This window comes from Vibrio sp. 11986-1-5 (assembly GCF_963878025.1).
In the GTDB taxonomy this organism is placed as follows: Bacteria; Pseudomonadota; Gammaproteobacteria; order Enterobacterales; family Vibrionaceae; genus Vibrio; species Vibrio injensis.
Window position 1 is genome coordinate 38,061 of the sequence record NZ_CAWNVW010000002.1, and the last position, 13,277, is coordinate 51,337.

Here is a 13,277-nt window from a genome sequence, read left to right on the forward strand (position 1 = left end):
GCGCATTAACCATCAAGTTAATGCGCCACAGCAATGAGATGTCTATTATGTCACGTACCATTATGGCCTTTGATTTCGGCACTAAAAGTATCGGTAGTGCTATCGGTCAAGAAATTACCGGAACGGCCTCGCCATTAAAAGCCTTTAAAGCCAATGATGGCATCCCCAATTGGGATGAGATAGAAAAACAAATCAAAGAGTGGCAGCCCAATCTATTAGTGGTTGGCTTACCCACTGACTTACATGGCAAAGATTTAGATACCATCACTCCGCGGGCGAAAAAATTTGCTAACCGCTTACACGGGCGCTTTGGCTTACCCGTTGAGCTGCACGATGAACGCCTATCAACGGCAGAGGCTCGCTCCGAGCTGTTTGCTCATGGCGGCTACAAGGCGCTCAGTAAAGGCAATATAGACTGCCAATCAGCGGTCGTGATCTTAGAAAGCTGGTTTGAAAGACAATGGGCAAACTAGCCTCACTCCATATCAATCTTTATATTATCCAAGGCCCCAGAAGAGTAGCCCTCTCCACGCTGGGTTTTGAGCATAAGGCGTAAATCATTAGCTGAATCGGCGCTGTGTAGCGCATCTTGCTCCGTGATTTTGTCGTCAATTACCAATTGATACAGCGCTTGATCGAAGGTTTGCATCCCCACTTCGTTGGATTTGGCCATCGTAGCTTTGAGTTCATGTAAATCGCCACGGCGGATCAAATCCGCCATTCTTGGACTATTGAGCAAAATCTCGAACACGCCATGACGCCCTTTACCTTGTTTATCACGCAGCAGTTGCTGACCAATCACTCCTTTTAAATTCATCGATAAATCAAACAGAAACTGTTCTTTTTTCTCTTTCGGCATCAAATGTAAAATACGCTCTAAGGCTTGGTTAGCATTGTTGGCGTGTAAGGTTGCCATACATAAGTGCCCGGTTTCGGCAAAGGTCATCGCGTATTCCATGGTTTCACGACTGCGTATTTCACCAATCAGGATCATATCCGGCGCTTGGCGTAGTGAATTTTTCAATGCCACTTCATAGCTCTCAGTATCTAAGCCAACTTCACGCTGAGTCACAATACAGCCTTGATGAGGATGAACAAATTCAATCGGATCCTCAACTGTAAGAATGTGCCCGCGGGTTTTCAAATTACGATAACCGGTCATCGCGGCCATGGTGGTTGACTTTCCCGATCCGGTCGCGCCAACCACTAACACTAGTCCCCGCTTGGTCAACGCCAGCTCTTTCAGCACTTCCGGTAATTGTAAGTCATCAAAACTAGGGATTTTAGTTTCGATTCGGCGAATAACGGCACCCGGTAGCTCACGCTGAAAAAAGGCACTGACTCGGAAACGGCCAAAATCACGCACAATCGCAAAATTAGCCTCACGCGTTTGGTTAAACTCCGTTTGTCGATCGCTATCCATCATCCGTAATAGCAACCCTTTGACTTGAGCTTCGCTTAATGCTTCCCCTTGAGGTTGGAGATCGCCATTAACGCGATACAAAATTGGAGCCGCGACGGTGATGTAGAGATCGGACGCACCTTGGGTGAGCATTTCTTGTAGTATTTGATCCAATTGCATGATGCGTTCCTTAGAGTGATGAGCTATCTAGACCCAGTTTTTGTTGCACCTCAGGCAAATCCACCACACCTTGAGCCACCAACTGTTTAGCATGCTGTTCCATGGTTTGCATCCCATGCGCAGCGCCCGTTTGGATGATCGAATACATCTGTGCCACTTTATCTTCCCGGATCAAGTTACGAATCGCAGGAGTCGCGAGCATAATTTCGTGACACGCCACACGCCCTCCTCCGACTCGCTTAAACAGTTTTTGCGCAATCACCGCACGTAGCGATTCCGATAACATCGAACGCACCATATCTTTATCGCTACCCGGGAATACATCGATAATCCGATCTATGGTTTTAGCCGCCGAACTGGTGTGCAAAGTACCAAACACTAAATGTCCTGTTTCAGCCGCAGTTAACGCCAAACTGATCGTCTCTTGATCACGCAGCTCACCGACTAAGATCACATCAGGATCTTCTCGCAGTGCCGAACGTAACGCATTTTTAAAACTATGCGTATCGCGATGAACTTCACGCTGGTTAATCAAACACTTATTATTGCTATGCACAAATTCTATCGGATCTTCAATGGTCAAAATGTGTTTATTATGATGAGTATTGATATAATCAACCATTGCCGCTAACGTTGTCGATTTACCGGATCCGGTAGGGCCAGTAACGAGAACTAACCCTTTCTCATAGTTGGATATTTTTCGAAAAATCTCCGGAGCATTCAACTGATCCAAAGTTGGGATCACTGTGGGAATCGTTCGAAAGACGGCAGAGCTGCCGCGCGACTGATGAAAGGCATTGACCCGAAAACGTCCCACATTCGGTAGCTCAAAGGAAAAATCGACTTCGAGACGCTCTTCATATTCACTGCGCTGGGCATCATTCATGATGGCAAAGATTAATCGATGTACGTCGGCATGACTAAAAGCAGGCACTCCCAGCTTACGAACTTCCCCATCAATCCGAACCATCGGGGGAACCCCTGCAGAAAGATGTAGATCTGACGCATTATGCTTTACACTAAAATCCAGTAACTCTGAGATATCCATTTATTTTTTCCTTAATAAAGTCGAGCCATGAGTAGTATTCAACAAAACATTGAACAGATCACCTCACAGATTAAGAGCGCACAACAAAAGTGTGGTCGCTCTCCAAGCTCTGTGCAACTTTTAGCGGTCAGTAAAACTAAACCTGCCGAGGCAATTCTCGAAGCCGCCCTTGCTGGGCAACGTGCTTTTGGAGAAAACTACGTTCAGGAAGGGGTGAATAAAATTCGCTATTTTGCTGAGCATCATCCACAACTCGATTTAGAATGGCATTTTATTGGTCCATTGCAATCCAATAAAACTCGTCTTATTGCCGAACATTTTGACTGGATGCACACCCTAGATAGAGCAAAAATCGCTCAGCGACTGAGTGAGCAACGCCCGGCTCACAAAGCACCGTTACAGGTCTTGATTCAGGTAAACACCAGTGGTGAAACCTCAAAATCCGGTATTAATGAACAAGAGTTGTTCCCCTTAGCAGAGTTGATTTCTTGCCTACCGAACCTCACATTAAGAGGGCTGATGTCAATCCCAGAGAATGTTACTGATCATGCTGAGCAATTGGTTGCTTTTCAGCGCTTAGCTGACCTGCAAGCACGATTAATCGAACGCTATCCAGCACTGGATACTCTATCGATGGGAATGAGTGGTGATATGCAAGCGGCCATCGAAGCCGGCAGTACGATGGTACGCATAGGAACGGCGATTTTTGGTCAACGCGATTATTCTACTTCAGCGCAATAATAATCCTTGGTCAATATACGCTCACAATTCATCGAACAATGACTCGCTACCATCAAAGTAGCCAACGGTAGGATAAAACATCATTATGGAACAAAGAACGATTGCTTTTATAGGCGCAGGAAATATGGCTCATGCGATCATCGCTGGCCTGATTGCCAGTGGTTATCCAGCGCAGCGGATCATTGCCAGCGCACCGTCCCAGGCCAACTTAGCCTCGTTACATACTCAGTATGCGATTAAAACCACCAGCGATAATCTCGCCGCCGCTCAGCAAGCGGATGTCGTGGTGCTGGCGGTAAAGCCTCAATTAATGGCTGAAGTGTGTCAACCGATGCAAGCTATTGATTGGTCAAATAAGTTAGTGATTTCTATCGCCGCGGGGATTTCGGTAGCGCGCTTGCAACAATTACTCAATACTCAACCTGCATTAGTGCGAGTGATGCCGAATACGCCCTCATTGGTTAATCAAGGCATGGCAGGGTTATTTGCCGCTCCAGAGGCAAGTGACAATGACAAAAACTTTACTGAGCAATTGATGAGTTCGGTGGGTAAAACTTGCTGGGTGAGTGGGGAATCTGCCATCAATAGTATCATCGCCGCCGCAGGCAGCGCACCGGCCTACTTTTTTTTATTTATGGAAGCCATGCAAGCTGAGGCTATCGCTCAGGGATTTGATAAACAAACCGCACGCTTGCTGGTAGAGCAATCAGCGTTAGGCGCAGCGCAGATGGTCGCAGCAAACCCGCAGCTAGAACTGGCAACGTTACGTGAACAAGTGACCTCCAAAGGAGGAACCACGGCACAAGCCATCGCGACGTTTGAACAACATCAACTCGCTGAGATAGTGGCTAAAGCCATGCGAGCAGCAGTTAGTCACGCACAAGAGATGGAAAAACTATTTTAAATAGGCCGCCATTTCAGTACTCTATTCATCAATTTATCATAAGGGCTTTCTCATGAATGCTATGAGTTTTTTAATCTCCACCTTGTTTGATATCTATATCATGGTGGTTATTCTGCGTGTTTGGCTACAAGCTGCGCGCGCTGATTTTTATAATCCATTTTCACAATTTATTGTTAAAACCACTCAACCCGTGGTCGCACCATTACGTCGAATGATCCCCTCGGTAGGTAATATTGACCTTGCCACCATCCTTTTCGCTTATGCGTTATCGGTACTCAAATTCGTCGTCCTGATCCTGATGGTCTCTAAAGGTGCGATGGTCTTCAGTCTCGATTTCTTATGGTTTGGCTTACTATCACTAATCAAAGCCGCAGGTGGATTACTGTTTTGGATCTTACTGATCCGGGCGATTTTAAGCTGGGTCAGCCAAGGTCGTAGTCCGATAGAGTTTGTTTTCCATCAATTAACTGAACCTATGCTTAGTCCTATTCGCCGGATTATCCCTGCGATGGGTGGTTTCGATTTAAGCATTTTAGTGCTGTTTATTATCTTACAATTCGCTAACTTTTTAATGGGTGATTTTATTGGCCCAATTTGGTACCAGTTGTAATGTCAATCGCTTGGCTTGATGGGCAAGATCTTTGCCTGCGAATTTATGTCCAGCCTAAAGCCAGCCGCGATAGCTTAGTTGGTCAGCACGGTGATGAGCTCAAAATAGCCATCACTGCGCCGCCTGTTGATGGTAAAGCTAATACCCATTTAAGCCGCTATCTTGCCAAACTGTGTAAAGTATCGAAAAGCGCGGTTGAGATAGAAAAAGGCCAGCTAGGGCGGCATAAACAGGTACGCATCCTCTCTCCAACGGTGATCCCTGCCGAAATTCAAGCTCTGTTCCCCACTTAATGTGGGGAATTTTTTTCTCCGAACTGTTGTACAATAACCGTTAGCCATGACGACAAGTCTCGTCGAGCTCCCCATTCAGACGTGAGAGATTTATGAATAAGATTGTTTTAGCCACTGGCAACCGAGGAAAAGTGGCGGAAATGGCCGATTTATTGGCCGATTTTGGTTTTGAGGTTATCGCACAAAGTGAATTGAATGTGCCAGACGCTGATGAAACAGGCTTAACCTTTATTGAAAATGCCATCATCAAGGCACGTCATGCTGCCGCCTTAACAGGCCTGCCAGCCATTGCCGATGATTCCGGGCTTGAGGTAGATTACCTTAATGGTGCGCCAGGCATTTATTCTGCGCGCTATGCCGGAGCCAATGCCTCAGATAACGATAACCTACAAAAGTTATTGACCACCTTAGAAGGTGTGCCCAGTGAACAGAGAACCGCTCGCTTTCACTGCGTTTTAGTCTATCTGCGCCATGCTAACGACCCAACCCCTTTGGTTTGTCATGGTCAGTGGCAAGGTGAAATCTTAACTGAGCCTCGCGGTGAACATGGCTTTGGTTATGACCCGATTTTCTTTGTTCCTGAAGAAAACTGCGCTTCTGCCCAGTTACCTGCCGCACGTAAAAAGCAGCTCTCTCATCGCGCTAAGGCTCTACAATTACTGTTTCAAGCCTTAAAAGAGCAACGCGCCTCATGCTAGTACCGCCCAAGTTAAGCTTGTACGCCCATATCCCATGGTGCGTACAAAAATGCCCTTATTGTGATTTTAACTCTCACGCTCTAAAAGATGAGATCCCTGAAACGCAATATATCGCGGCACTACTGGAAGATCTGGATCGTGATATCGAGCGCTATCAGCTTGTTAACGATCCAAGGCGATTGCATTCGATCTTTATCGGCGGGGGGACGCCAAGCTTAATTTCACCACAAGGCATCCAAGATTTAATTGACGGTATTGCCGCACGCATTCCGTTTCAGCCAGAGATCGAAATCACCATGGAAGCCAACCCAGGTACGATTGAAGCTGAGCGTTTCGCGGCTTATCGCCTCGCGGGCGTCACTCGAATCTCGATTGGCGTCCAAAGCTTTGCTGCCGATAAATTAGCACGCTTAGGACGGATCCATGGCCAGCAAGAGGCGGTGCGCGCGGCCAAGCTAGCGCATACCATAGGTCTCAACAGCTTTAACTTGGATTTAATGCACGGCCTGCCCGATCAAAGCCTAGCGCAAGCCTTGGATGATTTAGACCAAGCGATAGCGTTAAATCCTCCTCACCTATCTTGGTATCAATTAACCATTGAGCCCAATACACTGTTTTATTCTAAACCTCCCACTTTGCCCGATGATGATGCACTGTGGGATATTTTTGAACTTGGTCATCAAAAACTCACTGAGGCTGGCTATGTGCAATATGAGATCTCTGGCTACAGCAAGCCTGGTTATCAATGCCAACATAACCTTAACTACTGGCGATTTGGTGACTATTTGGGCATTGGCTGTGGGGCGCACGGTAAATTAAGTTTTGCTGATGGTCGAATCATTCGCACCACTAAAGTCAAGCATCCTCGTGGTTACTTAGCCGCTTATCAGAATATGGTGAAGCCTTATTTGAGTGATGAACAGCTCGTTGCCGAAAGCGATCGCCCTTTTGAATTTTTCATGAACCGTTTTCGTTTGCTCGAAGCGTGCCCAAAACAAGACTTTATCACCACAACAGGATTAGAGTTAAGTGTGATTGAGCCGACTATCCAATGGGCGTGTGAGATGAATTATCTAACACAGGATGCCACCTCGTGGCAGATCACTGAACATGGTAAGTTATTTTTGAATGATTTACTGGCGGCATTTATGGCTGAAGAGTAACTCAATAACAACACGCTACTGACAGTGGAATGCTTGCCAGTAGCGTTTTATATCGCTTTAAAAAATCGAACGTCCAATACGCTCAGATAGCAGCTCCAGCGCTTTCGTCCCGGCTAATGAGTTGCCCGAAGGGTCAAGCTCTGGAGACCAAACCGCAATGGTCATCTCACCGGGCACAATAGCAATGATGCCACCACCGACTCCCGATTTACCCGGCATACCCACTCGATAAGCAAACTCACCCGCACCATCATAAAGACCACAGGTGGCTAATAACGCATTGATTTGCTTACTTTGCGTCACACTAACCACGCGCTGACCGGTATGCACCGATACCCCTTTATTGGCCAAATAGCTGAACGTTTTAGCCAATTCAACACAGCTCATTTTTAGCGCACAAGCGTGAAAATAGTTATTTAAAACCGGAATCACTTCATTTTCAAAATTACCAAACGAGCGCATTAAATAGGCAATCGAAGCATTACGATCACTGTGCATCATTTCCGACGCTGCCACCACTTTGTCATAGATGATCGCCTCTTCACCACTTAACTGACGCACAAATTCCAGCAAACGCTGGCGAGGGGCGGATAAGCGACTATAAAGCATATCCGCGATCACAATCGCTCCGGCATTAATAAATGGATTACGCGGGATGCCCTGCTCCATTTCTAACTGGATTAAGGAGTTAAATGCCTGACCAGAAGGCTCTTTGCCAACTCGTTGCCATAGCTCATCTGGCTGATATAAGCCCATCGCCAAGGTTAAACTTAACGCTTTGGAAATCGATTGGATGGAAAATCCCTCCTGCGCATCACCAGCAGCAAAGATCTCGCCTTGGTTCGTGTAAACCGCGATACCGAGTTTATCGCTCGCCACTTGGGCCAGAGCGGGAATGTAGTTAGCCACTTTACCTTGTCCGATTAACGGACGGACTTCATCGAGAATGGTCGCCAAAATAGCGGAGCTTGGTTTCATAGTCTGAGTTTACTTTTTTATTATTCCCATCCGCGGCAAGATTAACGCCCAATCGGCGTTGATCTTGCCAATCAAATGGGTGAATGATGTAGGGAAGAGTCAAAAAAGCCAACACGATGAACCATGTTGGCTAAGTTCTATACCCAAACAACAGAACGTTATTAGGCTATTAAGCAGTATCTTGCTCAGCTTGATACTTGTCCAGTATAAACTGGTAGGACAGGTTAATTCACTCGTTGGAATTTAATATCCCATACGCCATGGCCTAAGCGATGACCGCGCTGCTCAAACTTGGTTAACGGGCGCTCTTCTGGACGCGGAATATAATCCCCTTCCTGCGCGAGATTACGATAGCCTGGAGCTTGATTCATCACTTCAATCATATGCTCGGCGTAGTTTTCCCAGTCCGTTGCCATATGAAACACCCCTTCACCTGAGATCAGTTTTTGGCGCACCATTTCTGCAAACTCTAACTGGACAATACGGCGCTTATGGTGGCGTTTTTTATGCCAAGGATCCGGGAAAAACAGTTGTAGCGTCGCCAAGCTATTATCAGGGATCATGTTAGCAAAAACTTCAACCGCATCGTGGCACATTACTCGTAAATTAGTCACACCAGCATCGCGAGCAGAAGCTAAACAAGCGCCAACGCCAGGGCTATGCACTTCAATACCAATAAAGTTTTTATCGGGTGCATTTTTGGCCATCTCAACCAATGAGGCCCCCATACCAAACCCAATTTCTAACACCACTGGATTTTGATTACCAAACACCTGAGCCCAATCCAGTAACTCAGTTTGATAGTCAATACCCATGGTTGACCAGCAGGCTTTCATCGCCGCTTCTTGACCTTTGGTTAGTCGACCTTCACGACGAACAAAACTACGGATCCTACGTAGCACTTTGCCATCTTCTGTCAATTGATTGGTGGTAACTTCACTCATTGCGATTGCCTGTCTATTTTTTCGTCTTTACTCAAAGGGAGTGTGATTATCCAAAGAATTGCTTGCCATGCAAGTGTTATTATAGTCCAGCGCTTCACTAGAACGATCACCTGAAACCTTAAAGATACCCTTATAATTTATCGGTTGTACTCGACGGGCATTCTGTGGTGCAATTTTGATTCATTATTTTTATTATTACAGAGCATGTCGTGACTCCATTCGCTTCCGCAATTTTGACTTGGTATGACGCCTATGGGCGAAAAAATCTGCCTTGGCAGCAAAATAAAACGGCCTATACGGTATGGTTATCAGAAATCATGCTGCAGCAAACCCAAGTAACCACCGTGATCCCTTATTACCAGCGCTTTATTGAACGTTTTCCTAGTGTTGCTGACTTAGCAGCGGCTCAACAAGACGAAGTGCTGCACTATTGGACCGGTCTCGGCTACTACGCCCGAGCGAGGAACTTACATAAAACCGCAAAGATCATTGTCGATCAGTATCGAGGCCAGTTTCCAACTGAGCTGGAGGCGATGAATGCGTTACCCGGTGTTGGTCGCTCGACAGCGGCGGCGGTGCTCTCTTCGGTATTTAGAAAACCACATGCTATTTTAGATGGTAACGTTAAACGGACCTTAGCTCGCTGCTTTGCCGTTGAAGGGTGGCCGGGGAAAAAAACCGTTGAAAACCAGCTTTGGCAGCATGCGGAGCAACAGACTCCAAACGTCGATGTCGATAAGTACAATCAAGCGATGATGGATATGGGGGCGATGATCTGCACCCGTAGCAAACCAAAATGTACGCTGTGCCCAGTGGAATCCTTATGTATTGCTAAGCAACAAGGTAACCCTTTAGATTATCCTGGTAAAAAACCAAAAAGCGACAAACCAGTTAAGCAAACGTGGTTTGTCATTCTTTATCATCAGGGTCAAGTCTGGCTTGAACAACGCCCACAAGTCGGGATTTGGGGCGGGTTATACTGTTTTCCACAACATACCGATCAGCAGATTGAAGCAACGTTATCGCATCGTGCTGTACAAGATAACCACATTCAATCTCAGCGCACATTAATTGCCTTTCGGCATACTTTTAGTCATTACCATTTAGATATTACCCCGATTCTATTGGAACTGACTCATAAACCAGACATCATCATGGAAGGAACGAAAGGTCTTTGGTATAACTTACAGCAGCCTGAAGAAATCGGCTTAGCAGCCCCTGTGAAGCAGTTGTTGCACAGCTTACCCTTTGAAATTCATCCGTAAACGATTAAGAGGAAGTCATTATGAGCCGCACGGTATTTTGTGCTCGATTACAGAAAGAAGCTGACGGTTTGGATTTTCAGCTCTACCCCGGAGAGCTGGGTAAACGTATTTTTGATCATATTTGTAAGCAAGCTTGGGCAGAGTGGCAAACCAAACAAACTATGCTGATCAATGAAAAAAAACTTAATATGATGGATCCTGAACACCGCAAATTTCTCGAAAATGAAATGGTCAATTTCCTCTTCGAAGGTAAAGAGGTCCATATTGAAGGTTATACTCCACCAAGCCAAGCTTGAGTTTCACGGATAATCTCTAGACAATTTGATCTTGCAGCTGTTTATTTTCGCTGCAAGATCAAATCAGCAGGGAAATTGATTTGCCTAGGAAAGCGATGAAAAAATCACTGTACTGTTTAACCACACTCTTACTCTTAGTCGGCTGCAGTCGTGAGTTTGTTGAACGTTTCTATGCGGTGGATTATGAGCCAACCAACCGTTTTGCAAAAAATCTCGCTCAATTACCCGGGCAATTTGAAAAAGACACCGCCGCATTAGATAGTTTGATCCTCAGTTTCTCTGGCAATATCGAGCGCCGCTGGGGTAGCCGAGAAATCAAAATTGCTGGTAAAAGTAATTACGTAAAATACATCGATAATTACCTGAGCCGAACGGAAGTCAATTTTAGTGATGGTAAAATATTGGTTGAAACCATCTCCCCCACGGATCCTCAAGGGCACTTAAAAAGAGCGATCATCACCACGTTATTAACGCCTGACGATCCAGCTAGCGTCGATCTTTTCTCATCACAAAACATTGAATTAAAAGGACAACCTTTCTTATACCAGCAAGTTGTCGATCAAGATAAGCAACCCATTCAGTGGCGTTGGCGTGCCAACCGTTTTGCTGATTATCTGCTCGCTCATCACCTCAAAGTCAAACAAGTTGGTTTTAAGAAGGCTTACTACGTCGAAATTCCAATGGTCGCCGATCAAATGCAGATCCGTAGCTACCAATACGCCGACATTGTTCGCCGAGCTTCTCGTAAATATGGTATTCCAGAAGATCTTATCTACGCGATCATCAAAACAGAAAGTAGCTTTAACCCTTATGCGGTCAGTTGGGCTAACGCTTATGGTTTGATGCAAGTGGTGCCGAAAACCGCCGGACGTGATGTGTTTAACTTGGTAAAAAATAAACCCGGTGAACCAACGCCTGAATATCTCTTTAATCCCGAAAATAATATTGATACTGGTACCGCCTATTTTTATCTGCTCAAAAATCGTTATTTGAAAGATGTCCGCCACCCTCTTTCTCTTGAATACAGCATGATTTCTGCTTACAACGGAGGCGCTGGCGGTGTTCTGCGAACATTCCATCAAGATCGACAGCGAGCCATGAATAATTTAAATAGCCTACAACCTAATCAGGTGTATTGGGCTTTGACCAATCGTCACCCAAACGCAGAAGCACGACGCTACTTAGAAAAAGTAACTCAATTTAAACGAGAATTTAACGCGAAGTGATTTTTAACGCTGCACTTGCCTAAAATAGCGACACTTGAAACGGTTTTCTGGCTTTTTTAAAAATAGTGGTTGACGTAACGAGGGAAAATCCGTTTAATAGCGCTCCGTTGCCCGGATAGCTCAGTCGGTAGAGCAGAGGATTGAAAATCCTCGTGTCGGTGGTTCGATTCCGCCTCCGGGCACCACGAATTTTATTGTTGGTGCTGTGGTCAGTAACAACAAGCAATAAATTAAGTGCGCCGACTTAGCTCAGTAGGTAGAGCAACTGACTTGTAATCAGTAGGTCACCAGTTCGATTCCGGTAGTCGGCACCATTTATTGCCTCGATAGCTCAGTCGGTAGAGCAGAGGATTGAAAATCCTCGTGTCGGTGGTTCGATTCCGCCTCGAGGCACCATATTAAAGCTGTTCCTCCTTAGCTCAGTTGGTAGAGCGACGGACTGTTAATCCGCAGGTCGCTGGTTCGAGCCCAGCAGGAGGAGCCACTTTTCAAAGCCCAGTCAATGACTGGGCTTTTCTTTATCTAACGATTACCGATGACGCCCCTCTTCACCGCCTTTTTCAATGACACTTAAAGCATTTACAACAATCAATCGGAACTCCGTTCATCGCACAGATTACCGAGAAGATAAGCTCGTTGTGCTTTTCGTTCACTCAAAACACTTTTCTATCACACGGTATCTTACTTCGATAAGTAAACACGTCCGAATCTGAACCTAAGCAAGACGATAAAATCTTACGAGTTGCCAACACTATAATGATGTTAAGTAGGAAGGAATATCGGGTTGGGGCTCTGTTTCTGTTAGCTTTTCTAAACAAAAATGGATAAAAACAGCCCACTAAGTATAGAAAATCAGCAAACGAGTTTTTTTTTGCATTTTACTGTTGACGAAGGATCGGAAAACTCGTTTAATACACCCCGTTGCCTCGATAGCTCAGTCGGTAGAGCAGAGGATTGAAAATCCTCGTGTCGGTGGTTCGATTCCGCCTCGAGGCACCATATTTTGAAAGAGATTGGTGCAAGCGCAACCAGTATCTTAACTGATAAAGTGAGCCGGCTTAGCTCAGTTGGTAGAGCAACTGACTTGTAATCAGTAGGTCGCCAGTTCGACTCCGGCAGCCGGCACCATTATCAAAAAATCTGTTCCTCCTTAGCTCAGTTGGTAGAGCGACGGACTGTTAATCCGCAGGTCGCTGGTTCGAGCCCAGCAGGAGGAGCCACTATTTCTTACTGATGATACGTCATCAGTTATGAACGCCGACTTAGCTCAGTAGGTAGAGCAACTGACTTGTAATCAGTAGGTCACCAGTTCGATTCCGGTAGTCGGCACCATTATTAAAAAATCTGTTCCTCCTTAGCTCAGTTGGTAGAGCGACGGACTGTTAATCCGCAGGTCGCTGGTTCGAGCCCAGCAGGAGGAGCCAAATTTTCAAGCCCAGTCAATGACTGGGCTTTTTTTATAGCAAGATAAACCATAAATAAAAAGGCTTATCCCTTTATAAGATAAGCCTTGCTAGCACTAATCGTTA

14 protein-coding genes and 9 tRNA genes are annotated in these 13,277 nt (G+C 45.7%); 19 read left to right on the forward strand and 4 right to left on the reverse strand.

Features of this window, described 5'->3' with window-relative positions:
* The first annotated feature begins 47 nt into the window (after nucleotides 1–47).
* Complete coding sequence (gene ruvX, locus AACS00_RS00745; RefSeq protein WP_004396054.1) at nucleotides 48–473, forward strand: Holliday junction resolvase RuvX; 426 nt, start codon at nucleotides 48–50, stop codon at nucleotides 471–473.
* Between the two features lie 2 nt (nucleotides 474–475).
* Here ruvX and AACS00_RS00750 read toward each other — a convergent pair whose 3' ends face one another.
* Together AACS00_RS00750 and AACS00_RS00755 are read right to left on the reverse strand one after the other, a co-directional pair.
* Complete coding sequence (locus tag AACS00_RS00750; protein WP_110168177.1) at nucleotides 476–1,582, reverse strand: PilT/PilU family type 4a pilus ATPase; 1,107 nt, start codon at nucleotides 1,580–1,582, stop codon at nucleotides 476–478.
* A gap of 10 nt (nucleotides 1,583–1,592) precedes the next feature.
* Nucleotides 1,593–2,630 carry a type IV pilus twitching motility protein PilT gene (locus tag AACS00_RS00755; RefSeq protein WP_110168178.1) on the reverse strand — a complete coding sequence of 346 codons (1,038 nt, stop codon included), beginning with the start codon at nucleotides 2,628–2,630 and terminating at the stop codon, nucleotides 1,593–1,595.
* Nucleotides 2,631–2,657: 27 nt separating this feature from the next.
* Here AACS00_RS00755 and AACS00_RS00760 point away from each other — a divergent pair, with 27 nt between their 5' ends.
* From AACS00_RS00760 to hemW, 6 genes are all read left to right on the forward strand, one after another.
* The gene (locus AACS00_RS00760) at nucleotides 2,658–3,371 is read left to right on the forward strand and encodes a YggS family pyridoxal phosphate-dependent enzyme (RefSeq protein WP_110168179.1); all 714 of its coding nucleotides are present in this window, start codon (nucleotides 2,658–2,660) and stop codon (nucleotides 3,369–3,371) included.
* Nucleotides 3,372–3,456: 85 nt separating this feature from the next.
* A complete protein-coding gene (proC, locus tag AACS00_RS00765; RefSeq protein WP_110168180.1) occupies nucleotides 3,457–4,275 on the forward strand; it encodes a pyrroline-5-carboxylate reductase in 819 nt (272 codons plus the stop codon).
* Between the two features lie 52 nt (nucleotides 4,276–4,327).
* Nucleotides 4,328–4,885: a YggT family protein gene (locus tag AACS00_RS00770; RefSeq protein WP_072669012.1), complete on the forward strand. Its 558-nt coding sequence runs from the start codon at nucleotides 4,328–4,330 to the stop codon at nucleotides 4,883–4,885.
* Nucleotides 4,885–5,178 (forward strand): DUF167 family protein YggU, encoded by a 294-nt coding sequence (yggU, locus tag AACS00_RS00775; RefSeq protein WP_110168181.1) that lies wholly within the window; start codon nucleotides 4,885–4,887, stop codon nucleotides 5,176–5,178. The genes AACS00_RS00770 and yggU overlap by 1 nt, the downstream gene beginning before the upstream one ends.
* A 92-nt stretch (nucleotides 5,179–5,270) precedes the next feature.
* Nucleotides 5,271–5,876 (forward strand): XTP/dITP diphosphatase, encoded by a 606-nt coding sequence (locus tag AACS00_RS00780; protein ID WP_072669013.1) that lies wholly within the window; start codon nucleotides 5,271–5,273, stop codon nucleotides 5,874–5,876.
* Nucleotides 5,870–7,039, forward strand: a complete 1,170-nt coding sequence (gene hemW, locus AACS00_RS00785; RefSeq protein ID WP_110168182.1) for a radical SAM family heme chaperone HemW — start codon at nucleotides 5,870–5,872, stop codon at nucleotides 7,037–7,039. Before AACS00_RS00780 ends, hemW begins: the two co-directional genes overlap by 7 nt.
* 57 nt (nucleotides 7,040–7,096) lie before the next feature.
* On the opposite strand, the gene glsB is transcribed toward hemW, so the two are convergent.
* Nucleotides 7,097–8,017: a glutaminase B gene (glsB, locus tag AACS00_RS00790; RefSeq protein ID WP_072669015.1), complete on the reverse strand. Its 921-nt coding sequence runs from the start codon at nucleotides 8,015–8,017 to the stop codon at nucleotides 7,097–7,099.
* A 224-nt stretch (nucleotides 8,018–8,241) separates the two neighbouring features.
* Entirely contained in the window at nucleotides 8,242–8,961 is a 720-nt protein-coding gene (trmB, locus tag AACS00_RS00795) for a tRNA (guanosine(46)-N7)-methyltransferase TrmB (protein ID WP_110168183.1), read from the reverse strand.
* Nucleotides 8,962–9,170: 209 nt separating this feature from the next.
* Here trmB and mutY point away from each other — a divergent pair, with 209 nt between their 5' ends.
* The 12 genes from mutY (at nucleotide 9,171) to AACS00_RS00855 (ending at nucleotide 13,172) form a co-directional block, all read left to right on the forward strand.
* Nucleotides 9,171–10,226, forward strand: coding sequence for an A/G-specific adenine glycosylase (gene mutY / locus AACS00_RS00800; protein WP_110168184.1), 1,056 nt, complete (start codon nucleotides 9,171–9,173; stop codon nucleotides 10,224–10,226).
* Nucleotides 10,227–10,246: 20 nt separating this feature from the next.
* Nucleotides 10,247–10,522: an oxidative damage protection protein gene (locus tag AACS00_RS00805; RefSeq protein WP_004396066.1), complete on the forward strand. Its 276-nt coding sequence runs from the start codon at nucleotides 10,247–10,249 to the stop codon at nucleotides 10,520–10,522.
* A 95-nt stretch (nucleotides 10,523–10,617) separates the two neighbouring features.
* A complete protein-coding gene (mltC, locus tag AACS00_RS00810) occupies nucleotides 10,618–11,748 on the forward strand; it encodes a membrane-bound lytic murein transglycosylase MltC (protein WP_072669018.1) in 1,131 nt (376 codons plus the stop codon).
* A 109-nt stretch (nucleotides 11,749–11,857) separates the two neighbouring features.
* A tRNA-Phe gene (locus AACS00_RS00815) sits at nucleotides 11,858–11,933 on the forward strand.
* A 53-nt stretch (nucleotides 11,934–11,986) separates the two neighbouring features.
* Nucleotides 11,987–12,062 (forward strand) — tRNA-Thr (locus tag AACS00_RS00820).
* A 6-nt stretch (nucleotides 12,063–12,068) separates the two neighbouring features.
* Nucleotides 12,069–12,144 (forward strand) — tRNA-Phe (locus tag AACS00_RS00825).
* A 12-nt stretch (nucleotides 12,145–12,156) separates the two neighbouring features.
* Nucleotides 12,157–12,232, forward strand: a tRNA-Asn gene (locus AACS00_RS00830).
* Nucleotides 12,233–12,671: 439 nt separating this feature from the next.
* Nucleotides 12,672–12,747: transfer RNA gene (locus tag AACS00_RS00835), tRNA-Phe, on the forward strand.
* A 53-nt stretch (nucleotides 12,748–12,800) separates the two neighbouring features.
* Nucleotides 12,801–12,876: transfer RNA gene (locus tag AACS00_RS00840), tRNA-Thr, on the forward strand.
* A gap of 16 nt (nucleotides 12,877–12,892) precedes the next feature.
* A tRNA-Asn gene (locus tag AACS00_RS00845) sits at nucleotides 12,893–12,968 on the forward strand.
* Nucleotides 12,969–13,004: 36 nt separating this feature from the next.
* Nucleotides 13,005–13,080, forward strand: a tRNA-Thr gene (locus AACS00_RS00850).
* A gap of 16 nt (nucleotides 13,081–13,096) precedes the next feature.
* Nucleotides 13,097–13,172, forward strand: a tRNA-Asn gene (locus AACS00_RS00855).
* Nucleotides 13,173–13,277 lie beyond the last annotated feature (105 nt).

Coding starts and splice junctions, on each gene's coding strand:
- ruvX (WP_004396054.1), top strand. CDS start 48: ATGTCACGTACCATTATGGCCTTTGATTTCGGCACTAAAAGTATCGGT.
- hemW (WP_110168182.1), top strand. CDS start 5,870: ATGCTAGTACCGCCCAAGTTAAGCTTGTACGCCCATATCCCATGGTGC.
- trmB (WP_110168183.1), bottom strand. CDS start 8,961: ATGAGTGAAGTTACCACCAATCAATTGACAGAAGATGGCAAAGTGCTA.
- AACS00_RS00755 (WP_110168178.1), bottom strand. CDS start 2,630: ATGGATATCTCAGAGTTACTGGATTTTAGTGTAAAGCATAATGCGTCA.
- AACS00_RS00750 (WP_110168177.1), bottom strand. CDS start 1,582: ATGCAATTGGATCAAATACTACAAGAAATGCTCACCCAAGGTGCGTCC.
- AACS00_RS00805 (WP_004396066.1), top strand. CDS start 10,247: ATGAGCCGCACGGTATTTTGTGCTCGATTACAGAAAGAAGCTGACGGT.
- AACS00_RS00780 (WP_072669013.1), top strand. CDS start 5,271: ATGAATAAGATTGTTTTAGCCACTGGCAACCGAGGAAAAGTGGCGGAA.
- yggU (WP_110168181.1), top strand. CDS start 4,885: ATGTCAATCGCTTGGCTTGATGGGCAAGATCTTTGCCTGCGAATTTAT.
- AACS00_RS00760 (WP_110168179.1), top strand. CDS start 2,658: ATGAGTAGTATTCAACAAAACATTGAACAGATCACCTCACAGATTAAG.
- AACS00_RS00770 (WP_072669012.1), top strand. CDS start 4,328: ATGAATGCTATGAGTTTTTTAATCTCCACCTTGTTTGATATCTATATC.
- mltC (WP_072669018.1), top strand. CDS start 10,618: ATGAAAAAATCACTGTACTGTTTAACCACACTCTTACTCTTAGTCGGC.
- glsB (WP_072669015.1), bottom strand. CDS start 8,017: ATGAAACCAAGCTCCGCTATTTTGGCGACCATTCTCGATGAAGTCCGT.
- proC (WP_110168180.1), top strand. CDS start 3,457: ATGGAACAAAGAACGATTGCTTTTATAGGCGCAGGAAATATGGCTCAT.